Source organism: Acidovorax sp. GW835-FHT14G06 (genome assembly GCF_058793595.1).
Window position 1 is genome coordinate 167,180 of record NZ_JBXAGA010000003.1, and the last position, 20,737, is coordinate 187,916.

Genomic DNA, 20,737 nt, shown 5'->3' on the forward strand with positions numbered 1-20,737 from the left:
CCCACTATCGCATCCACCCCAAAACCTGTCAAACAGGTCCCAACGCCATCCGTCCCGACGAAGTCGCCGACGCATCCCTCGCATGCCGCGTCTCCACCCGGTTACGCCCCGCCCGCTTGGCGTCATAGCAGGCCATGTCCGCCGCATACAGCACCGACGGCACATCCTGCAAGCTGGCATCCAGCACCACCAGCCCGATGCTCACCCCCAGCGTAAAACTGCGCCCCTGGTACGACGGCTCCCACGCATGCACCGCCGCACGCAACTGCTCGGCCACGGCCTGGCCGCGTGCCAGCGCACAGCCGGGCAACACCACCGCAAACTCATCGCCCCCCAGGCGCGCCGCCCAGCCGATCTGGCGCACATGGGATGCCAGCAGACGGGCCACATGGCGCAGCACATCGTCGCCCGCGTCGTGGCCCGCGATGTCGTTGACGACGGTGAAGTGGTCCAGGTCGAGGAACAGCACCACACCGTCGCCCTGCACATCGCTGCCATCCTCCTCGGCGGCAGGTGCGCGCTGGCGGGCGGACCGCTCGGCCATCAGCTGGCCCAGACGCTCGTCAAACGCGGCGCGGTTGTACAGCTGCGTGAGCGCATCGTGCGAGCGACCCCAGGACTGCTGCACCTGGGCCTCGCGCGCAGCGGTGATGTCTTCCAGGATCCACACGGTGCCACCATGCACCTCCTCGGGGCGCACGCCCCGGCCCTGCACGCGGGCCCACACGGGGGTGCCGTCCTTGCGCAGAAAACAGATGTCGCCGTCGAAAGCGCCGTGCGCCGCCACCTCGGCCCGCACGCGGGTGCCCACCTGGGCATAGTCGGCGTCGCTGGCGTACAGGGTGCGCGCGGGGCGGCCCTGCAACTCTTGCGCGGTGTAGCCCAGCATCACGCAGGCCTGGTGGCTCACTACCTCCAGCATGCTGTGGCGGGTGATGACGATGCCTACGGTGGCGCTGTCCAGCACGGCCTGAAACTGGCCGACCACCGTGTCCTTGCGCGACTGCTGCAGGCTGCCCTGCTGTACCAGGCCCTGGAACACACGCACCAGCTCGCCCACCTCGCCCCCCGCCTGGGGCCAGTGCATTTCGGCCGCTGGCAACTGGCGCGTGCTGGTCTTGAGCAACTGACGCGCCTTGAAGGTGAGCTGCGCCAAGGGCTGCGCCATCCAGCCCATCAAGGCCACAGCCAGCAGCATGCACAACAACATGCTGGCCACCGCCAGCCACCAGGCTTCGCGTTGAGCGCCACGCAGCGGTGCAAGCAACGCCTGCGACTGGCTCACGCGCGCCACGATCCACTGCGGCAGCGGCATGCCCGCCATGCTCACGATATGGTCGGACTGCACATGGGTCATGCCCCGCCCCACCACAGGCTGAGCCTGGCTTTGCCAGTGCGCGTACACGGGGGCCAGGCCCACTTCGTCACGCACCTGGCCCAGCACGCGGGTGGGGTCGGAGTGCGACAGGATGGTGCCGTCGCGGGTGAAGACGATGAGCTGCGAGTCATCGCGGGCAGGCAGCGTCATCGACGGTGGCAGCAAGCTTTGGGATTGCAGGCGCAACGCCCCTGCCACCACCCCCATCACCGTACCGTCTTCGCGGTGCAGCGGCATGGTGAACATGACCCGCGCCTCGCCCGTGCGCCCGGTGATCAGCTCGGACACCAGCGGCTTGCCATCCACCAACGTGCGGCGCAGGGCATCGCGCTCGGTGGGGTCCAGATCGGCGGCTTTTTCCAGTTGCCCGGCGCGAAGGCTCAGGCGCAGTTCGCCGTTGTCACGGGCCACCTGCATGGTGTCAAAGAACTGCACGGCAGGCAGGCCCTGCTGCAGCAGCCATTCCAGCGACGAGGGCGACTCCAGCATGCCCGGCGTGATGCCGGCGGCCACGGTGCGCAGCACCTTCTGGCTTTGTTCGATCTTGCTGGCGAGCAACCGGGCCACCACCTCGACCTCATCGGTCTGCTGGCTCACCACCCGACGCATCGCCTCCTGTCCTGAGGCGCGCGTCACCAGCCACGCCGCCACCGCCCCTGACAGGGCCACCGCCAGCGCCGCCACCAGCATGAGCCGCAGCACCAGTGCGCCAGGTACCAACCAGCCCGGCTCGGGGTTCGGCGCAGCCGTGGTGGCGGGCGGCGGCGTCATGGACGCTCCCGCACTGGAGGCTGATGGGCACGCTCAGAATAGGGCATGGGGACGGGTCATCACAGACATGTCCCAACGAATATACGCAGGCCCTGTGCCCGGGGGCTTGGGTGGAACCCTTGGGTAAAGCCGAGGAAAAACCCTGAGCCTGCGGGTGCGCGAAGCAGGCGTGCGCAGGGCATCCGTTGCCGAGTCTCCAATACAGCCCTATGGAGCAGCAGGCCTTGCTACAGCCGGGCGCCGCTGCTAAGCGGCACTACAAGGCACTACAGGCCTTGCAGTTTGTGCAAGAGCCCTAACAGCCTGCCATGGACTGCAACGCTCTGGGCTCGGGCAGCGCCAGCACATTGCCGGTGCCGTGGATCAGGCCCAGCTCGCGCAGGTGGCGCAGTACGCGCGAGAAGGTCTCGGGCGCAATGCCCAGCTGCGCGGCAATCAGGCGTTTGCGCTGGTGCAGGGTGACCTGCATGGCACCGCTTTGGTCGGGCTGTGCGTGGTTCAGCAGCCACTGCGCGCAGCGCGATTCGGCGTCTTGTGCGAGCCGGCTCACGGCCAGCTCAGACTGCTGCCGGTATCCCTGGGCCATGTCCAGCAGCAGACCACGCGCGCCTGCAGGCATGGCTGCCAAGCTGCGGCGAAACTCTTCGATGGGCATGCGCCGCACATGCACACGCGTGTCGGCCACCATGTCCACCGGCAGCGGCAAGCCCATCAGGGCCGACGCGGCGTCAAGCCAGAACGGTCCCTCGACAGCACCCAGCTGGTGGCGCAGAAAACCGTCGTCCAGCACGCCGCGCAGCACGCGGCCGCTTTCGAGGTGCAACACCGTCGTCAGCACCTCGTTGCGCCTGCGCAGCACTTCGCCGGGGGCGATCACCTCGGTGTCAGCGGGCAGAGAAAAAAGGGTAGATGGCAGCATGGAAGCCACTTTGCCGTGCGGCTGCGCCTGCAGCATTGAGCCACATCAAAGCCGCACCATGTCGCCCGCCCTGCACGCCCCAGGTTTGCGCCAAAACACACGAAAACTGCGCCACCGACGTGCATGGGCGCACCCAGCAAGGCCCGGCAACCTTGTAAACAGTTGTTGCACCAGGGCATGGAACTTGCGGTGTCCCACCGGCGGGCCCCGCACTGCACCACGGTGCAACAGGGGCCGCCACTCTCCCTTGCACCTGCCGGACATCCGGCGTCTTCACCCCCAGGAATCACTCCATGAAAAAAAACCTGATTGCACTGTCTCTATCGATTGGTGGCGCACTGCTGTGCACCACCGGGGCCCAGGCACAAAGCTCAGTCCAGCTGATGGGCTTGACCGACGTATTTGTGGGCTCCATGAAAAACGCCGGCGACGCCGGCAGCAGCAAGGTGGTCAACAGCGGCGGCATGACCACGTCGTGGTTCGGCGTCAAGGGCACCGAAGACCTGGGCGGCGGGCTCAAGGCCAACTTTGCGCTCACCTCGTTCATCAAGGTGGACAGCGGCATTCAAGGCCGCTTTGCCAATGACACCTTCTTCTCGCGCGACGCCAACGTGGGCCTGAGCGACAGCTGGGGCACCGTGACCGTGGGGCGTGGTCTGGCGCCCAACTTTCTGCCGTCCATCCTGTCCAACCCGCTGGGCGACTCGTTCACCTTTGCGCCGCTGATCCTGCACATGAACGTGCCCCTGTTCAACGGCACCGGCTGGGGCTCCACCACACCGTCCGACACGGGCTGGTCCAACGAAATCATCTACAGCACGCCCAACCTGGGCGGGCTGACCGCCAACCTGCACTATCAGTTTGGAGAGGTCGCGGGCGACAGCAGCAAGAAGAACGTGGGCATCAACGCGCTGTACTTCAACGGCCCCATCACCGTCACCGGCTTTTACGAGCGCGACCAGATGAGCAACCCCGCCGTGCCCAGCACCTACCTGGGCACCACCAAAACCGACTGGATGCTGGGCGGCGCGTATGACTTTGCCGTCGTGAAGGCCTTTGCCAGCTACGGCCAGGCCAAGGCCGACAACACCACCAACAAGGCCAAGACGACGCAGCTGGGGGTGTCGGTGCCCGCAGGCGCCACCGGCAAGGTGCTGGCATCGTGGGCGCAGACCAAGATGACGGCCACCGACATCTCGCGCAAGACCTTCACCGTGGGGTATGACTACTTCCTGTCCAAGCGCACCGATGTGTACGTGATGGCCATGAACGACCGCATCACCCACCAGACCAAGGGCAACAGCTTCGGCGTGGGCATCCGCCACCGGTTCTGAGGCCTGCACACGGCGCCTGGGGCCTTTTTCAAGCCCCAGCAGCCCCAAGCGCTGGTGCGATATGCCTGAGCAGCTACAAAATCAGTAGCACTCGAAAATCGTTCACGTTGGTGTGCGTGGGGCCGGTGACCAGCAGGTCGTCCAGCCCCGAAAAAAAACCCCAGGCGTCGTTGCGCGCCAGGTGGTCGTCGATGCGCAGGCCCGCAGCGCCTGCACGCACCAGCGTGTCGGGGCACACAAAGGCCCCCGCGTTGTCTTCGCTGCCGTCGATGCCATCGGTGTCGGCGGCCAGCGCCCATACGGCGGGCTCGCCCTGTAGCCCCTGCGCCAGGCCCAGGCAAAACTCGCCCGCGCGCCCACCCCGCCCACGGGGCACATCGGGCGCACGCGGACGCACGGTGACGGTGGTCTCGCCCCCTGACAGGACCACACACGGCGCCGCAAACGGCTGGCCGCGCCGCGCCACCGCACGGGCCAGTGCCGCATGCACCTTGCCCACCTCGCGCGACTCGCCCTCGATCTCGTCCGACAGCACATGCGCAGGCAGCCCCGCAGAACGGGCCAGCGCGGCCGCGGCCTCCAGCGCCTGCTGGGGGGTGGCGATCATGTGCACGGCATGTGCGGCAAAACGCGCGTCGCCGGGTTTGGGCGTCTCCAGACGGCCTGCCTCCAGTGCGGTGCGGATGGCCGGTGGCACGTCGATGCCATAGCGCGCCAGAATGGCCAGCGCATCGGCGCAGGTGGTCGCATCGGGCACGGTGGGGCCGCTGGCGATCACCGAGGGGTCGTCACCCGGCACGTCGCTGATGGTGAGTGTGACCACGCGCGCCGGCGCGCAGGCCGCCGCCAGGCGCCCGCCCTTGATGCGCGAGAGGTGCTTGCGCACGCAGTTCATCTCGCCAATGTGGGCGCCGCTGTCGAGCAGGGCGCGGTTGATGCGCTGCTTGTCTTCCAGCGTCACCCCGTCGCAGGGCAGGGTCAGCAGGGACGAGCCCCCGCCCGAGATCAGGCACAGCACCAGGTCGTGCTCCGTCAGCCCCTGGGTCAGGTCCAGGATGCGCTGCGCCGCGGCCAGCCCCGCCGCATCGGGCACGGGGTGCGCGGCCTCAACGACCTCGATGCGCTGCGGCACACCCACAGGCCGGGGCGGCACATGCCCGTACCGGGTGACCACCAGGCCCGACAGGGGCGCGTCCTGCGGCCACAGGGCCTCCAGTGCCTGCGCCATGGCGCCGCCCGCCTTGCCCGCACCCAGCACCAGGGTCCGCCCCCCGCTCTCGCGGCTGGGCGGCTCAGGCAGCCACTGGCGCATGCCGTGCAGCGGCTGCGCGCTGTGCACGGCGGCATCAAACAGCGCCTTCAGAAAGGCGCGGGGATGGGTGCGGTAGTCCGGCAGGGAGGGGCTGGATGGCTGGGTTTCTGGGTGCATGCCGCGCATTGTGCAGCGGCGGGGCCAGTCACCGTGCTGTAACCGGGCTGTCACACGCCACAGGTATCGTCGGCACCCTTGCTCAGGGACCCACAACAGCCATGCACAACACCCCATGGAGCCGACTGGAGGCGATGATGGCGCTGCTGTCACCCGCCGCCCGCCAGGGCACCGGCCCCCTGGCGCGGCTGATGCGCGAGGGCGGGCTGTACTGCGTGTTCCAGCCCCTGGCCGACCTGCGCGAGGGCCAGGTGTACGCGCACGAAGCGCTGATCCGGGGCCCCCAGAACACCCCGTTGCACACCCCCGACAAACTGCTGGAGCTGGCCCGGCGCGAGGGCATCCTGCAGGACTTTGAGCTGCTGTGCGTGTTCACCGCGCTGGAGCAATGGGGACGGCACGACGCCCCGGGCCGGCTGTTTGTGAACATCAGCGCCGACGCGCTGGTGCATGGCGTCCAGCTGATCGGTGCCACAGAACTGGGCACCACCGTGCGCAGCCTGGGCCTGAGCGCCCGCATGCTGGTGCTGGAGATCACCGAACACGAACGCGTGACCGACATGCCCCAGCTGCGCCAGGCCATCAAGGCAGTGCATGCCTGCGGCGCGCGGTTGGCGCTGGACGACTTTGGCGATGGCCGCTCCAGCCTGCGGCTGTGGTCCGAGGTCAAGCCCGACTTCGTGAAGATCGACAAATACTTCATCCGCGACATCAGCGACCACCCCGAGAACCTGCAGATGCTGCAGGCCATCAAGGGCATTGCCGATGTGTTCGGCACCCAGCTCATCGCCGAAGGCATCGAAACCCGCGACGACCTGCGCGCGCTGCGCGACCTGGACATCCCCCTGGGACAGGGCTGGCTGCTGGGCCGCCCGGCCATGGCGCCGCGCGAGGCGGTGGACGACGCAGCGCTGGAGGTGATGCACGACCGCCGCGTGGCCGTGCTGCCGCACCTGGGGCAGACCGCTCGCCCAGGCATCCTGCGCAGCCTCCTGGTGGTGCAGGCGCCCACCGCAGCGCCCGCCACCAACAACGATGCCGTGGCAGCCCTGTTCCGCCAGCATACGGACCTGCACGCGCTGGCGGTGGTGGACGGGTCGCGCCCCGTGGCCCTCATCAACCGCCAGCAGTTCATGAACCACTACGCCACGCCGTACTTCCGCGAGGTGCATGGCCGCAAGTCCTGCCTGGCGTTTGCCAACCTGGCGCCGCGCGTGGTGGAGCTGGACTGCGATGTGGATCAGCTCGTGGGCATCCTCACTTCGCAGGACCAGCGCTACCTGAGCGACGGCTACATCGTCACCGACAACGGCCGCTACCTGGGCCTGGGCACAGGCGACCAGCTGGTGCGCGCCGTGACCGAGACCCGCATCGAGGCCGCGCGCCACGCCAACCCGTTGACCTTTTTGCCCGGCAACATTCCCATCAGCCTGCACATCCAGCGCTTGCTGGAAAGCGGCACCGAGTTCGTGGCCTGCTATGCGGACCTGAACAATTTCAAGCCCTTCAACGACCACTACGGCTACTGGCGCGGCGACCAGATGATCCGCCTGGTGGCACGCCTGGCCACAGCACATTGCGACGCGCGCAGCGACTTTGTGGGCCACGTGGGCGGGGACGACTTCATGCTGATCTTTCAGAGCAGCAACTGGCTGCAGCGCTGCAAGAACATCGTGGACGAGTTCGCGCGCGAGGCGGTCACGCTGTTTGACGACAGCGCCCGGCAGGCGGGCGGTATTCATGCAGAGGACCGGCATGGCGTGCAGCGGTTCTTTCCGTGCACCACGCTGGCCATTGGTGCCGTGCGCATCACGCCCGGGCGCTTTCGGCATGCCGAAGAAGTGGCTAACCTGGCCGCCGTGGCCAAACACGAGGCCAAGCAGACATCCACGGGCGTGGTGCTGCATGGCGGCTTCACCGAATCCAGCCTGGGGGCGGTGGCTGCTACGCGGGCTCTGCAGGACGTGCTGGCGGCGTAGGGCCTGTTTGGACCGCGTCCCAAGCACGCAACACCGACGCAAAAACGGTGATCAGGCTCAACGGCAGTAGGTCATTGACACCGCACGTCTTGGGGCAAACAGGTCCGCTGTGTGCCCAAAGCTGAAGCTCAATCCTCGCCGAAGGCGCGTACGCGAGTGGTCCTCAGCCAAACATCATCGGGCGGGTCATTGAAACCAACTACTGCATCAACGCCGCATCGGGGGCAGATGGCCGTTTGATTCTGGTTGTCTCCATCGCACCATTGAATGATGGTACTGGGCGCATACTTCTCTAGGCAGTAGTAGCACGCGGCGACCTCACTGCGAAGGAGCGCATCGCGGTGCAACATTGATTCGCAAGTTCTACCCATAACTGCAGTGTCTCAAGTTGATTTTGGGATTTTTGGCTGATGCAACGCCACTTGCCCGGAAGGCCGCTTCTGGCCGACAGCCGGTATGGTAGTCAAGGCGCTAGGGCCTAACCCCGACCAACTTAGCCTTCGTTTCATGAATTCCGTTCTACGAGCGTAGCTTGCAACCGTAAGCGTTAGACCTCAATGCGATCCATCCTGAATTTTGCAAGAGCCATCGCGCTCGCGAGCGTCCTCGCAATACTCGTCGCCTGTACTACCGCCGAGCCAGCAGGTGAGTTCAGCACAGCCCTCGGGAAGTTGGTTCGATCCGAGAAGGTCCACGAGGTAGATTTGGCAAACGTACTCCCACTGGACTGGGATGAACTGTTCGCGTTTGGCCCGTACTCGACCCGCGAGAGCAACTGCCGGGTTTTACAACTTGGCTGGCTCAAGTGCCGCATGACACTACCTGCCGAAGTGAATGGGGGTGAATTCGTTCTGGTCTTCCAATCAAACTCTAAGGTCGTGCACGTGGAGCATCATCGAAGGTGGAATGGCGATTTCAGCTCGCAGACCAGTCCCCGACACCAGCCAATACTGCGGTCAGCTGCAAAGTTCTCTGTCAGGCTGGTGTCTAACCGGGCGCCAGAGGATGAGCAGTGGTATCAACTTGAGCACCAGGTCCATCACTAGGCACCTGAAACGATGAGAACTAACCCTGCCATCGAAGGGATGCCCAAAAGACTGCGCCTCATGCCAAACGTTGAGTGTCCGCTTTACCCAAGAGCCACCGACTGCTCCTGGCCGATTGCCGCCGCACTCAACACATTCAAGGCCCCGTAGGCGCCCCCGCTTCAAACCACTTCCCAATCAGAGCACGCTCCGCATCGGTAATGCCCGTGGCATTATTCATGGGCATGAGCTTTTGCACCACGGCCTGCTGGTAGATGGCCTGGGCGTGTTGCTTGACGCTGTCGGGCGAATCAAGCCGCAGGTTCTTCATCTGCACCTGCTCGCCGTGGCACATGTAGCAGCGCTGTTCCAGCACCGCTTGCACGGCCTTGAAGTCATTTTGGCCGCTAGCGCCCGTTTTGTCTGCGCTGGCAGCTCCTGAAACAGTAGCATTCGCCACGGGAGCGGCCACCGGTACGGGGCGCATCCACACGATGGCGCCCACGATCACGGCCACGCCCACCAGCGCATACGGCAGCGGATTGCCATTGCGGCCCAGCTTGTAGCCGTGGCGCATCACGAAGAACTGGCGGATGGCGGCGCCCGCGAACATCATCAAGATCAGCACCAGCCAGTTTTGCGGGTGGCTCCAGGTGAAGCTGTAGTGGTTGCTCAGCATGGCAAACAGCACGGGCAGCGTGAAATAGGTGTTGTGCACGCTGCGCTGCTTGCCGCGTTTGCCGTGGATCGGGTCCACGGGCTGGCCGGCCTTGATCTGGCTGATGACCGTGCGCTGGCCGGGGATGATCCAGAAGAACACGTTGGCGCTCATGGACGTGGCGATCATCGCCCCCACCAGCAGGAAGGCCGCGCGGCCCGCAAACCAGTGGCAGGCCAGCCACGACGCCACGCACACCAGCACCAGGACCAGCGCGCCCACGATGGCATCGCCATTCTTGCGCTGGCCGAAGATGCGGCAGATGGCGTCGTACAGCAGCCAGAACACCACAAAGAAGCCCAGCGCCACCACGATGGCCGTGGCGGGCGCCCAGTCCATGCGCGACTTGTCGATGAGGTAGGTGCTGGCGCTGTAGAGATAGGACACGGTGAACAGCGCAAACCCGCTGATCCAGGTGCTGTAGCTCTCCCAGAAGAACCAGTGCAGGTGTTTGGGCAACTGCGGCGGCGACACCGCAAACTTGACCGGGTGGTAGAACCCGCCGCCGTGCACGGCCCAGAGCTCGCCGCTCACGCCTTGTTTCTTGAGGTCTTCATCCTCGGGCGGCGTGAGGCTGCTGTCCAGAAAAACGAAATAGAACGACGAGCCGATCCAGGCGATGGCCGTAATGACATGGACCCAGCGCAAAAGCAGGTTGGCCCAGTCGAGAAAGTAGCTTTCCATATCTCAACCTTGGCAGCGCGGGGCGCTGCAATAGCAAACCTGCTCACCACTGCGGGCGCTCTGAGCAGACATTGAGGTCGCGCACCTTGGCCAGTGGATTGCTGGCCGGGGCACCGCTGCGACCGGTACGTCAAAGTGTATGCAGGAATTGTTCCCGATTCCAGCCCCAACCTGGGGCATTCGGGGCCGGAATTACCCTCATTCCCCGGCCCTTGGCGTTGTCTGCACCGTCTGCAGCAACTGCGCTGCCACGGCAACGGCAATCACCTCAGGCTCCTTGCCGCCAATGCCGGGAATGCCGATAGGGCAGGTCACCTGCGCCAGCTCCTCGGGTGCAAACCCGCGCCCATGCAGGCGGTTGCAGAAGGTGGCCCACTTGGTCTTGCTGCCGATCAGCCCGATGAAAGGCAGGTCGCCCTGCTCGCGCTGGCGGCGCAGGCAGGCGGCCACCACGTCCAGGTCCTCGGCATGGCTGAAGCTCATGATCAGCACGCGGCTGCCGGGTGCCAGGCGGGGCACGGCCCATTGCACCGGCTCGGAGTGTTCGCAGACCACGCCCTCGGGCGGGTCGGGCGGGAAAATGCCGTCCCGGCTGTCGATCCAGGTCAGGGCAAAGGGCAGTGGCGCCAGCACGCGGGCCAGCGCGTGGCCCACATGCCCGCCGCCAAACAGGGCCACCGGGTGCAGGTTGGGTGTGAGGCGCCGGGCCAGCACCGCCGCGTCTTGCGCCGCGAGAAGCTCAAATCCCAGGTGCACCACCCCGCCGCAGCACTGGCCCAGCGCCGGGCCCAGCGCAAACCGCATCGGCCCAAGCGCCGTCACCGGCCCACCCGCCAGGCGGCGGCGCGCCTCGGCAATCGCCTGCAGCTCCAGATGCCCGCCGCCGATGGTGCCCACCAGCTGGTCGGCAAATACCGCCATCCAGGCGCCGGGCTCCCGGGGCACAGACCCTTGGGTAGACTCCACGGTCACCAGACAGGCTGGCGCGGCCCTCAGGCCGTCCAGCAGCATTTGCAAATTTGTCACCGCGATCCTTATCGTGACGGACGCAAAACGGGGCCAGGCAAGCGGCTCACCCTCCGGTGAGGCTGCTGCTGCATCCCCCTTTGCAGCCGTCGTCATTTTGTAACGTACCACCTTCGCCGCTGGGTTATCGTGCCCGCAGCCTCAGGAACCTTTCACACCATGCCCGACACGCCCTCTCCCCGCTCCACCGGAAAGCGCAGCCACTGGTTGCTGGCAGGCATCATGGCCGTGGGTGCGGCGCTGGTCTCGGCCTGCAAGTCCCCGCCAGAGCCCACGCCAGCCCCCGCTCCCGACAGCGTCCCCTCCACCGGTCCGGATGCCAGTGGCGTCAAGGGCCCCGTGCCCGCCACGGCTGGATCTGCGCGCCCCTCGGCCGCTGCCACGCCGCTGGCCTACCGCCAGGATGCGGCTACGCACCTCTATGGCCTGAACCGCGAGCGCATCTTCAAAGGCAAGCTGCCGCCGCAGCTGTATGCCATCGGCGTGCTGCAGCTCGACATCGACCGCGCGGGCAAGATCACCCGCCTGCACTGGATGCGCGCCCCGCGCCATGCCCCCGAGGTGGTCACCGAGATCGAGCGCACGGTGCGCGCTGCGGCCCCCTTCCCTGTCCCGGCCCGCATGGGCAAGGTCACCTATACCGAAACCTGGCTGTGGGACAAGAGCGGGCACTTTCAGCTCGATACGCTGACCGAAGGGCAGCTTTAGAAGCTGGCGTCTTACCCGCGCGCTGGTAGTGCGGATACACACCGACCCTGGCAACTGTCGCTGCTTAGGCCAGGGCCGCCGCGCAAGGGCCGCCCCGCCGCGCTGGCGGCGTCCCACTGAGGGTGAAGACGCGAAGCGACTCAAGGGTCTTCACACTACGAGCCCCGGTAGGTCGAATAGCTCCAGGGGCTGACCAGCAGTGGCACGTGGTAGTGCTGGTCGGCATGCGCAATGCCAAAGTCCAGGCTCACCTGGTTCAAAAAATTCGGCTCGGGCAGTTGCACGCCCCGGGCCTTGAAGTAGCCCGCCACGTCAAAGCGCAGCCGGTAGGTACCGGTGCGCAGGCTGGCGTTGTCGAACAGCGGGGCATCGGTGCGGCCATCGTGGTTCAGCACCAGGCGCTTGATGAGGGTGGCATTGTCGCCGTCGGTGGAATACAGGGCCACCTCCATGCCGGCGGCGGGGCAGCCGTTCATGGTGTCCAGAACGTGGGTGCTCAATCCCATGGGGGAATCTCCTGAAGTAAGAGTCGGTCCGATCGGCGACGATTGCAGATCGCAGTGTGTAGACCAAAAGTGTATACACTTTTCACCATCCACCGTATCATGCAGCCATGGAATCTTCCTCCACCAGCGCCATCGTCGAAGCGCTGACCCGCGCCATCGTAGAGCACCGCCTGCAACCTGGCACCAAGCTGGCCGAGCAAAAGCTGGCCGACCACTTTGGTGTATCGCGCACGCTCGTGCGCCAGGCGCTGTTCCAACTCGCACAAAACCGCCTGGTCACGCTGGAGCCCGCGCGTGGCGCGTTTGTGGCGACGCCCTCGGTTGAGGAGGCGCGCCAGGTGTTTGCCGTGCGCCGCATGCTGGAGACCGAGATGACCCGCGCCTTTGTGCGCAGCGTGACGCCTGCCAAGATCAAGGCCCTGCGCGCCCATGTGGCCAGTGAGAAGGCGGCCATGGGCACGCACGACGCCAGCACCCGCACCGAGCTGCTGGGCGACTTTCATGTGCGCATGGCCGAACTGATGGGCAACGAGGTGCTGGCGCAGATGCTGGGCGACCTGATCTCGCGCTGCGCCCTCATCACGCTGATGTACCAGTCGGCCAGCGCAGCAGAACACTCGCACGAGGAGCATGCCGACATCGTGACAGCCCTGGCCGCGCGCGACGAAGAACGTGCCGTCGCCTTGATGCAAAGCCACCTCGAACATGTCGAAGCCAGCCTGACCTTTGACCGCAAGCGCCCGGCCAGCGACCTGGCCGCCGCGCTGGCCTCTTGAAAACCCATACACCATGATCTACGACGCAACCCAGGCCTACCCCCGCGACCTCATCGGCTACGGCAAGAACCCGCCCCATGCACAGTGGCCGGGCGGTGCGCGCATTGCCGTGCAGTTCGTGCTCAACTACGAAGAAGGCGGCGAGAACGCGGTACTGCACGGCGATGCGGGCAGCGAGCAGTTCCTGTCCGAAATGTTCAACCCGGCCAGCTACCCCGAGCGGCACATGAGCATGGAGGGCATTTATGAATACGGATCGCGCGCTGGCGTGTGGCGCATCCTGCGCGAGTTTGAAAAGCGCCAGCTGCCCCTCACGGTGTTTGGCGTGTCCACGGCCCTGCAGCGCCACCCAGACCTCACTGCGGCGTTTGTGGAGCTGGGCCACGAGATTGCCTGCCATGGCCTCAAGTGGATCCACTACCAGCACATCCCCGAAGACGTCGAGCGCGCGCACATGGCCGAGGCCATGGCCATCATCGAGCGCCTGACGGGCCCACGAGGAGGCTCGGAAGGCCAGGTGCATGGTCTGGGCTGGTACACCGGCCGCGACAGCCCCAACACCCACCGCCTGGTGGCCGACTATGGCGGCTTTGAATACGACAGCGACTACTACGGCGACGACCTTCCCTTCTGGATGAAGGTGCAAAAGACCGACGGCAGCACAGCGCCCCAGCTCATCGTGCCCTACACGCTGGACTGCAACGACATGCGCTTTGCGCTGCCCCAGGGCTATTCGCACGCCGACCCGTTCTTTCAGTACATGAAGGACACCTTTGATGCGCTGTACGCCGAGGGCGACCCCGCTGGCGACAACGCGCCCAAGATGATGAGCATTGGCATGCACTGCCGCCTGCTGGGCCGCCCAGGCCGCATCACGGCGCTGCAGCGTTTTCTGGACCACATCGCACAGCATAACAAGGTGTGGGTGGCCCGCCGCATCGACATCGCGCGCCACTGGAAGGCCGTGCACCCCTACCCCACCACAAAGGCCTGACGACCATGGCATGGACCCTTGACCAACTGAACGCCGCCACGCCAGCGCAGGCCCTGGAGGCGCTGGACGGCGTGTACGAGCATTCCCCCTGGATTGCCGAGCAGGCGCTCGCGCAGCGGCCGTTCCGCTCGCTGGCGCACCTCAAGCACGCCATGGCCCACGCCGTGCGCACCGCCAGCACCGATGCACAGCTGGGCCTGATCCGCGCCCACCCCGAGCTGGCGGGCAAGGCCATGGTGGCAAAAAACCTCACGGCCGAATCGACCAACGAACAATCCAAGGCGGGCCTGACCCAGTGCACGCCCGAAGAGTTCGCACGCATCCAGCAGCTCAACGCGGCCTACAACGCGCGGTTTGGCTTCCCTTTCATCCTGGCCGTGCGTGGACCGCGTGGCGCGGGGCTGAACAAGCAGCAGATCATCGATACCTTTGCGCGGCGGCTCGACAACCACCCGGAGTTCGAGGTGGCAGAGGCCTTGCGCAACATCCACCGCATCGCCGAAATCCGCCTGAACGACAAGTTCAGCGCCGAGCCCTTGCTGGGCAACGACGTGTGGGACTGGCATGAAAAGCTGGCCGAACACTCTGACCCCGGCTTTGCCGAAAAGGGCCAGCTCACCGTCACCTACCTCACCGACGCACACCGCGCCTGCGCCCAGCGCATCAGCCACTGGATGCGCGACTGCGGCTTTGACGAGGTGGAAGTGGACGCCGTGGGCAACGTGGTAGGACGGTATCGCGCCGCAACACCCGGTGCGAAATACCTCATGACGGGCTCGCACTACGACACCGTGCGCAATGGCGGCAAGTACGACGGGCGCCTGGGTATCTTTGTGCCCATGGCCTGCGTGCGCGAACTGCACCGTGCGGGCCGGCGCCTGCCGTTTGGCATCGAGGTCATCGCTTTTGCCGAAGAGGAGGGCCAGCGCTACAAGGCTACCTTCCTGGGTTCGGGCGCGCTCATCGGGCACTTCAACCCGGCCTGGCTCGACCAGAAGGATGCCGATGGCGTGACCATGCGCGCGGCCATGCAGCACGCAGGGTTGTGCATCGACGACATTGCCAGGCTGCAGCGCGACCCGGCGCAGTACCTGGGCTTCATTGAAGTCCACATCGAACAGGGCCCGGTGCTCAATGAGCTAGATCTGCCCCTGGGCGTGGTCACTTCCATCAATGGGGGCGTGCGCTTTGTGGGCGAGATGATCGGCACCGCCAGCCACGCAGGTACCACCCCCATGGACCGCCGCCGCGATGCGGCAGTGGCTGTGGCGGAGCTTGCGCTGTATGTCGAGCAGCGCGCCGCCCAGGACGGAGACTCGGTGGGCACGATAGGCCTGCTCAACGTGCCCGGCGGCTCCATCAACGTGGTGCCGGGCCGCTGCCAGTTCAGCCTGGACCTGCGTGCGCCCACCGATCCGCAACGGGACGCGCTGGTGCGCGATGTGCTGGACCACCTGGGCCAGATCGCTGCCCGGCGCGGCCTGCGCTACACGCTGGAGGAATCCATGCGCGCTGCAGCAGCCCCCAGCGCCCCGGCCCTGCAGCACCATTGGGAGCGCGCGGTGGACCACCTGGGCGTACCCGTGTTCCGCATGCCCAGTGGCGCAGGCCACGATGCCATGAAGCTGCACGAAATCATGCCGCAGGCCATGCTGTTTGTGCGCGGAGAAAACTCCGGCATCAGCCACAACCCGCTCGAATCCACCACCAACAACGGCATGCAGCTGGCCGTGGACGCCTTCACCCAGGTGTTGCACCAGCTTGCCGAGGAAACCCACCCATGACTACACCCACCCCGGCCTCTTACGCCGCCCTGGACGCCTGGATCGACCAGCACTTTGATGAAGAAGTGCGCTTCTTGCAGGCCCTGGTGCGCGTACCCACCGACACCCCGCCCGGCAACAACGCGCCCCATGCCGAACGCACGGCAGAGCTGCTCACCGAGTTTGGCTACACGGCAGAAAAACACGCCGTGCCTGCCGCTGATGTGTTGGCCTACGGCATGGAATCCATCACCAACCTCATCGTGCGCCGCCCCTACGGTAGCGGCGGCAAGACCATCGCACTGAACGCCCACGGCGACGTGGTGCCGCCCGGCGAAGGCTGGGCACACGACCCCTATGGCGCCGAGATCGTCGATGGCGCCATGTATGGCCGCGCCACCGCCGTGAGCAAGAGCGACTTTGCAAGCTTCACCTTTGCCGTGCGGGCCCTCGAAGCTGTGGCCAGGCCCACCCAGGGCGCGGTGGAGCTGCACTTCACCTACGACGAAGAGTTTGGCGGCGAACTCGGCCCCGGCTGGCTGCTGCAAAAGGGACTGACAAAGCCCGACCTGATGATTGCCGCCGGCTTCAGCTACGAAGTGGTCACCGCACACAACGGCTGCCTGCAGATGGAAGTGACGGTGCACGGCAAGATGGCCCATGCCGCCGTGCCCCACACCGGAGTGGATGCCCTGCAGGGCGCCGTGCACATCCTGAACGCGCTGTACGCACAGAACGACGAGTACAAGAAGGTCACGTCCAAGGTCGAGGGGATCAAGCACCCCTACCTGAACGTGGGCCGCATCGAGGGCGGCACCAACACCAACGTCGTACCCGGCAAGGTGATGTTCAAGCTAGACCGCCGCATGATCCCCGAGGAAAACCCGGTGGAGGTCGAAGCCAACATTCGCCGCGTGATTGAACAGGCAGCAGGTGAGCGCGCCGGTATCAGCGTGGAGATCAAGCGCCTGCTGCTGGCGAATGCGATGACGCCGCTGGCGGGCAACAAGCCCCTGGTCGATGCGATCCAGCAACATGCCCAGGCCGTGATTGGTGAACCTGTCCCTGCCGTGGGCACACCGCTCTACACCGATGTGCGCCTGTATGTGGAGCGCGGCATTCCCGGCGTGATTTACGGCGCAGGCCCCCGCACGGTGCTCGAATCTCACGCCAAGCGCGCCGACGAGCGCCTGCAACTCGAAGACCTGCGCCGCGCCACCAAGGTGATTGCGCGGACGTTGAGCGACTTGCTCGCGTGAAGGGCCAAAAAGGGCCGTCAGTAATGCATGCAGCACATCCGTGCTGAGCTGCAATGTCATGACGAGATTGCCTCTGGCAGCCCCTTGACCGACCTACACTGGCGCGGGCGCATCCATCGGCTGGGTGCGCCCGTTGTCATTTCCAGATTCCACACACCAGGAGATATCCCATGAACATTCGTCATACGCTGCTGGCTGGCAGCGTTGTGCTGGCCCTGGCCAGCCTCACGGCCTGCGGCAGCACGCCGCCGGTATCCACGGCTGCACCCGCGCCCGCAGTGCAGCAGACGGCATCAGCCCAGGCCGCCAGCGCCGCCTACGACTTCGACATGGATGTGTTTCACCCGGTGGTGGCGCGCAATGGCATGGTCGCCACCGAGCAGGAGCTGGCCTCACAGATCGGCCTCGACATCCTCAAGGCAGGTGGCAACGCGGTGGACGCGGCCGTGGGCATTGGCTTTGCACTGGCCGTGGCCCTGCCCAACGCGGGCAACCTGGGTGGCGGCGGCTTCATGATGGTGCACGACGCCAAGACCGGCAAGAGCGTGGCGCTGGACTTCCGCGAAGTGGCGCCATTGAAGGCCACGCGCGACATGTACCTGGATGCCAAGGGCAATGTGGTGGACGGCAAGTCGCTTTACACCCACTATGCCGTGGGCGTGCCCGGCACCGTGGCGGGCATGGAACACGCACTCAAGAGCTGGGGCACCCTTCCCCTGTCGCGTGTGATCGCCCCAGCCATCGAACTGGCGGACAAGGGCTTCCCGGTGAGCGAGACGCTCGCCAAGATCCTGCAGCAGGAAAAGAAGAACATGGGCAAGTGGCCTGCCACCCAGGCCATCTTCTGGAAGAACGGCGAACCCCTGAAGGTGGGTGACCCGCTGGTGCAAAAAGACCTGGCGCAGTCCATGCGCCTCATCGCCCAGCAGGGCGCCAAGGCGTTCTACGAAGGCGAGATCGCCCAGAAGATCGCTGCCGAGATGGCACCACACGCAGGCGCCATCACCCTGCAGGACCTGCGCGAGTACAAGGTGGCCGAGCGTGCACCCACGCGCGGCACCTACCGGGGCTATGAGATCGTGACCATGCCGCCACCCTCCTCCGGCGGCCCGCATCTGGTGCAGATCCTGAACATGCTGGAGCCCCTGCCCTTGGCCCAGTGGGGGCCCAACAGCGCACAGACTATTCACCACATGGCCGAGAGCAGCAAATTGGCCTATGCCGACCGCTCCGAATACCTGGGCGACCCGGACTTCGTGAAAATTCCGCTGAAGGGCCTGACCTCCAAGCGCTACGCCGAATCGCTGGCCAAGGGCATCGATGCCAACCGCGCGCGCCCGGCCAAGGAGATCAAGCCCGGCCAGCCCCAGCCGTATGAAAGCGACCAGACCACCCACTACTCGGTGGTGGACAAGGCGGGCAACGCCGTGGCCGTGACCTACACGCTCAACACCAACTTCGGCAGCGGTATCGTCGCCAAGGGCACGGGCATCCTGCTCAACAACGAGATGGACGACTTCTCGGCCAAGCCCGGCGTGGCCAATGCATACGGCCTGGTCGGCGGCGACGCCAATGCCGTGGCCGCCAAGAAGCGCCCCCTGTCGTCCATGACCCCCACCTTGGTGCTGAAAGACGGCAAGCCCACGCTGGTGACTGGCAGCCCCGGCGGCGCGCGCATCATCACCACGGTGCTGCAGACGGTGGTGAACACCATCGACTTTGGCATGAACCCGGCGGAAGCTGCGGCAGCACCCCGCGTGCACCACCAGTGGACGCCGGACGAGCTGCGCGTGGAGAAGGGCCTGTCGCCCGACACCATCGCGCTGCTCAAGCAGCGTGGCCACAACATCGCGGTGAAGCCTTCGATGGGACGCACGCAGACCATCCAGATCCGTGGCGGCGCGCTGTACGGCTACTCCGACCCCCGCAACCCCGACGGCAAGACCCTCGGCTACTGATTGCCAGCCCCCCGCCTCGCGCGGGATGTTTTAGTTGTCTGTATGTACCAGGCCACGCCCCACAAGGGCGTGGCCTTTTTCGTTTCAACGCTCGATTCGGCATGCGGGCATACCCCCATACCGCCAACCGCCAGACTTGCCTACAGTTCTTGTATGCAAGATTTGCGTTCAAAAAGCTACTGAAGGAGTTGGCATGCCCCGGTTTTTCAAATCCCTTTTTGGCCAGGTGGTGCTGGCCCTGATAGCCGGTGTGGTGGTGGGCCTGGTCTGGCCCGACACCGCCATCGCACTCAAGCCCCTGGGCGACGGTTTCATCAAGCTCATCAAGATGCTGATCCCGCTCATCGTCTTTTGCGTGGTGGTGCATGGCATTGCAGGCACCGGCGACCTGCAGCGGGTGGGCCGGGTGGGTGTCAAATCGCTGATCTACTTCGAGGTGGTCACTTCCATCGCTCTGGTGCTGGGCCTGGTGCTGGCGTTCTGGTTCGAGCCCGGCGTGGGCATGAACGTGGACCCCAAGGCGCTGGACCCCAAAGCCATGGGCGCCTACGTCGAGAATGCCAGCAAGCTCACCGGGGGCGGCTTCACCGACTTCTTGCTCAAGCTCATCCCCACCACGGCCGTAAGCGCATTTGCCAACGGCGATGTCCTGCAGGTGCTGCTGTTCTCCATCGTTTTTGGCTGCGCGCTGGCGTTGATTGGCGAGCGCGGCGCACGCGTCACCATCCTGATCGACGACCTGTCGCAAGTGCTGTTCAAGACCATGGGCCTGATCATCAAGCTGGCACCGCTGGGCGTGCTGGGCGCCATTGCATTCACCGTAGGCAAGTATGGCCTGGGTTCCCTCAAGCAGCTGGGCATGCTGGTGGCACTGTTCTACGCCGCGGTGGCCATCTTCGTCGTGGTGGTGCTGGGCCTCATCATGCGGGTGTCGGGCTTCAGCCTGTTCAAGCTGCTGCGCTACCTGCGGGAGGAACTGGCTGTGGTGTTTGCCACCACGTCGTCAGACAGTGTGTTGCCGCAAATCATGGCCAAGCTCAAGCACATGGGCATCCGCGACTCCACGGTGGGCCTGGTGATCCCCACGGGCTACTCGTTCAACCTCGACGCGTTCTCGATCTACATCACGCTGGCGGCCGTGTTCATCGCCCAGGCCACCAACACGCCGATTTCCATGGCCGACCTGCTGACGATCCTGGCGATCTCACTGGTCACCTCGAAGGGCGCACACGGCGTGCCCGGCTCGGCCATCGTGGTGCTGGCGGCCACTTTGCAGGCCATCCCTGCCATCCCGGCGATTGGCCTAGTGCTGGTGTTGTCGGTGGACTGGTTCATGGGCATTGCCCGCGCACTGGGCAACCTCATCGGCAACTGCGTCGCCACCGTGGCCGTGGCAGCCTGGGAAGGCGATATCGACCGCGAACGCGCCCACGCAGTGCTCGACGGCCGCGAGCCTCCATCGCCGCGCGCCTGATCTGGCATGGCACCTGTGCAGCACGCGACAATCCAG

15 protein-coding genes are annotated in these 20,737 nt (G+C 65.6%); 9 read left to right on the top strand and 6 right to left on the bottom strand.

All coding sequences use genetic code 11. From position 1 onward, the window contains the following. Positions 1-28: 28 nt before the first annotated feature. Both AC1Q64_RS05900 and AC1Q64_RS05905 read right to left on the bottom strand, forming a co-directional pair. The gene (locus AC1Q64_RS05900; RefSeq protein WP_492250740.1) at positions 29-2,149 is read right to left on the bottom strand and encodes a sensor domain-containing diguanylate cyclase; all 2,121 of its coding nucleotides are present in this window, start codon (positions 2,147-2,149) and stop codon (positions 29-31) included. A gap of 295 nt (positions 2,150-2,444) precedes the next feature. Next, positions 2,445-3,068, bottom strand: a complete 624-nt coding sequence (locus AC1Q64_RS05905) for a Crp/Fnr family transcriptional regulator (protein WP_291437942.1) — start codon at positions 3,066-3,068, stop codon at positions 2,445-2,447. Positions 3,069-3,361: 293 nt separating this feature from the next. On the opposite strand from AC1Q64_RS05905, the gene AC1Q64_RS05910 reads away from it, so the two are divergent. Continuing rightward, positions 3,362-4,402, top strand: coding sequence for a porin (locus AC1Q64_RS05910; protein ID WP_492250741.1), 1,041 nt, complete (start codon positions 3,362-3,364; stop codon positions 4,400-4,402). A gap of 73 nt (positions 4,403-4,475) precedes the next feature. Here AC1Q64_RS05910 and AC1Q64_RS05915 read toward each other — a convergent pair whose 3' ends face one another. Continuing rightward, positions 4,476-5,831 carry a glycerate kinase type-2 family protein gene (locus AC1Q64_RS05915; protein WP_492250742.1) on the bottom strand — a complete coding sequence of 452 codons (1,356 nt, stop codon included), beginning with the start codon at positions 5,829-5,831 and terminating at the stop codon, positions 4,476-4,478. Between the two features lie 101 nt (positions 5,832-5,932). On the opposite strand from AC1Q64_RS05915, the gene AC1Q64_RS05920 reads away from it, so the two are divergent. Beyond that, positions 5,933-7,810: an EAL domain-containing protein gene (locus tag AC1Q64_RS05920; RefSeq protein WP_492250743.1), complete on the top strand. Its 1,878-nt coding sequence runs from the start codon at positions 5,933-5,935 to the stop codon at positions 7,808-7,810. 1,182 nt (positions 7,811-8,992) lie between these two features. Here the strand turns inward: AC1Q64_RS05920 and AC1Q64_RS05925 are convergent. After that, positions 8,993-10,237 (bottom strand): urate hydroxylase PuuD, encoded by a 1,245-nt coding sequence (locus AC1Q64_RS05925; protein WP_492250744.1) that lies wholly within the window; start codon positions 10,235-10,237, stop codon positions 8,993-8,995. 198 nt (positions 10,238-10,435) lie between these two features. Continuing rightward, complete coding sequence (xdhC, locus tag AC1Q64_RS05930; protein WP_492250745.1) at positions 10,436-11,263, bottom strand: xanthine dehydrogenase accessory protein XdhC; 828 nt, start codon at positions 11,261-11,263, stop codon at positions 10,436-10,438. 159 nt (positions 11,264-11,422) lie between these two features. Here xdhC and AC1Q64_RS05935 point away from each other — a divergent pair, with 159 nt between their 5' ends. Continuing rightward, on the top strand, positions 11,423-11,971 hold the full coding sequence (locus AC1Q64_RS05935) for a hypothetical protein (protein ID WP_082522390.1): 549 nt from the start codon (positions 11,423-11,425) through the stop codon (positions 11,969-11,971). Positions 11,972-12,126: 155 nt separating this feature from the next. Here the strand turns inward: AC1Q64_RS05935 and uraH are convergent, their stop codons facing one another. Continuing rightward, on the bottom strand, positions 12,127-12,477 hold the full coding sequence (gene uraH / locus AC1Q64_RS05940; RefSeq protein WP_015012870.1) for a hydroxyisourate hydrolase: 351 nt from the start codon (positions 12,475-12,477) through the stop codon (positions 12,127-12,129). A 107-nt stretch (positions 12,478-12,584) separates the two neighbouring features. Here uraH and AC1Q64_RS05945 point away from each other — a divergent pair, with 107 nt between their 5' ends. The 6 genes from AC1Q64_RS05945 (at position 12,585) to AC1Q64_RS05970 (ending at position 20,701) form a co-directional block, all read left to right on the top strand. Beyond that, positions 12,585-13,253, top strand: a complete 669-nt coding sequence (locus tag AC1Q64_RS05945; protein WP_291437936.1) for a GntR family transcriptional regulator — start codon at positions 12,585-12,587, stop codon at positions 13,251-13,253. 13 nt (positions 13,254-13,266) lie between these two features. After that, on the top strand, positions 13,267-14,247 hold the full coding sequence (gene puuE, locus AC1Q64_RS05950) for an allantoinase PuuE (protein WP_492250746.1): 981 nt from the start codon (positions 13,267-13,269) through the stop codon (positions 14,245-14,247). A gap of 5 nt (positions 14,248-14,252) precedes the next feature. Further along, positions 14,253-16,031 (top strand): 2-oxo-4-hydroxy-4-carboxy-5-ureidoimidazoline decarboxylase, encoded by a 1,779-nt coding sequence (uraD, locus tag AC1Q64_RS05955; protein WP_492250747.1) that lies wholly within the window; start codon positions 14,253-14,255, stop codon positions 16,029-16,031. Further along, positions 16,028-17,269 (top strand): M20 family metallopeptidase, encoded by a 1,242-nt coding sequence (locus AC1Q64_RS05960; RefSeq protein WP_492250748.1) that lies wholly within the window; start codon positions 16,028-16,030, stop codon positions 17,267-17,269. Before uraD ends, AC1Q64_RS05960 begins: the two co-directional genes overlap by 4 nt. A gap of 170 nt (positions 17,270-17,439) precedes the next feature. After that, the gene (gene ggt / locus AC1Q64_RS05965) at positions 17,440-19,227 is read left to right on the top strand and encodes a gamma-glutamyltransferase (protein WP_492250749.1); all 1,788 of its coding nucleotides are present in this window, start codon (positions 17,440-17,442) and stop codon (positions 19,225-19,227) included. A gap of 193 nt (positions 19,228-19,420) precedes the next feature. Beyond that, positions 19,421-20,701, top strand: coding sequence for a C4-dicarboxylate transporter DctA (locus AC1Q64_RS05970; protein ID WP_492250750.1), 1,281 nt, complete (start codon positions 19,421-19,423; stop codon positions 20,699-20,701). The last annotated feature ends 36 nt before the right edge of the window (positions 20,702-20,737 follow it).

Excerpts from the sequence above, each read along its gene's own strand:
- AC1Q64_RS05900 (WP_492250740.1), bottom strand. The coding sequence starts at position 2,149 with ATGACGCCGCCGCCCGCCACCACGGCTGCGCCGAACCCCGAGCCGGGC.
- AC1Q64_RS05905 (WP_291437942.1), bottom strand. The coding sequence starts at position 3,068 with ATGCTGCCATCTACCCTTTTTTCTCTGCCCGCTGACACCGAGGTGATC.
- AC1Q64_RS05910 (WP_492250741.1), top strand. The coding sequence starts at position 3,362 with ATGAAAAAAAACCTGATTGCACTGTCTCTATCGATTGGTGGCGCACTG.
- AC1Q64_RS05915 (WP_492250742.1), bottom strand. The coding sequence starts at position 5,831 with ATGCACCCAGAAACCCAGCCATCCAGCCCCTCCCTGCCGGACTACCGC.
- AC1Q64_RS05920 (WP_492250743.1), top strand. The coding sequence starts at position 5,933 with ATGCACAACACCCCATGGAGCCGACTGGAGGCGATGATGGCGCTGCTG.
- AC1Q64_RS05925 (WP_492250744.1), bottom strand. The coding sequence starts at position 10,237 with ATGGAAAGCTACTTTCTCGACTGGGCCAACCTGCTTTTGCGCTGGGTC.
- AC1Q64_RS05935 (WP_082522390.1), top strand. The coding sequence starts at position 11,423 with ATGCCCGACACGCCCTCTCCCCGCTCCACCGGAAAGCGCAGCCACTGG.
- uraH (WP_015012870.1), bottom strand. The coding sequence starts at position 12,477 with ATGGGATTGAGCACCCACGTTCTGGACACCATGAACGGCTGCCCCGCC.
- AC1Q64_RS05945 (WP_291437936.1), top strand. The coding sequence starts at position 12,585 with ATGGAATCTTCCTCCACCAGCGCCATCGTCGAAGCGCTGACCCGCGCC.
- puuE (WP_492250746.1), top strand. The coding sequence starts at position 13,267 with ATGATCTACGACGCAACCCAGGCCTACCCCCGCGACCTCATCGGCTAC.
- uraD (WP_492250747.1), top strand. The coding sequence starts at position 14,253 with ATGGCATGGACCCTTGACCAACTGAACGCCGCCACGCCAGCGCAGGCC.
- AC1Q64_RS05960 (WP_492250748.1), top strand. The coding sequence starts at position 16,028 with ATGACTACACCCACCCCGGCCTCTTACGCCGCCCTGGACGCCTGGATC.
- ggt (WP_492250749.1), top strand. The coding sequence starts at position 17,440 with ATGAACATTCGTCATACGCTGCTGGCTGGCAGCGTTGTGCTGGCCCTG.
- AC1Q64_RS05970 (WP_492250750.1), top strand. The coding sequence starts at position 19,421 with ATGCCCCGGTTTTTCAAATCCCTTTTTGGCCAGGTGGTGCTGGCCCTG.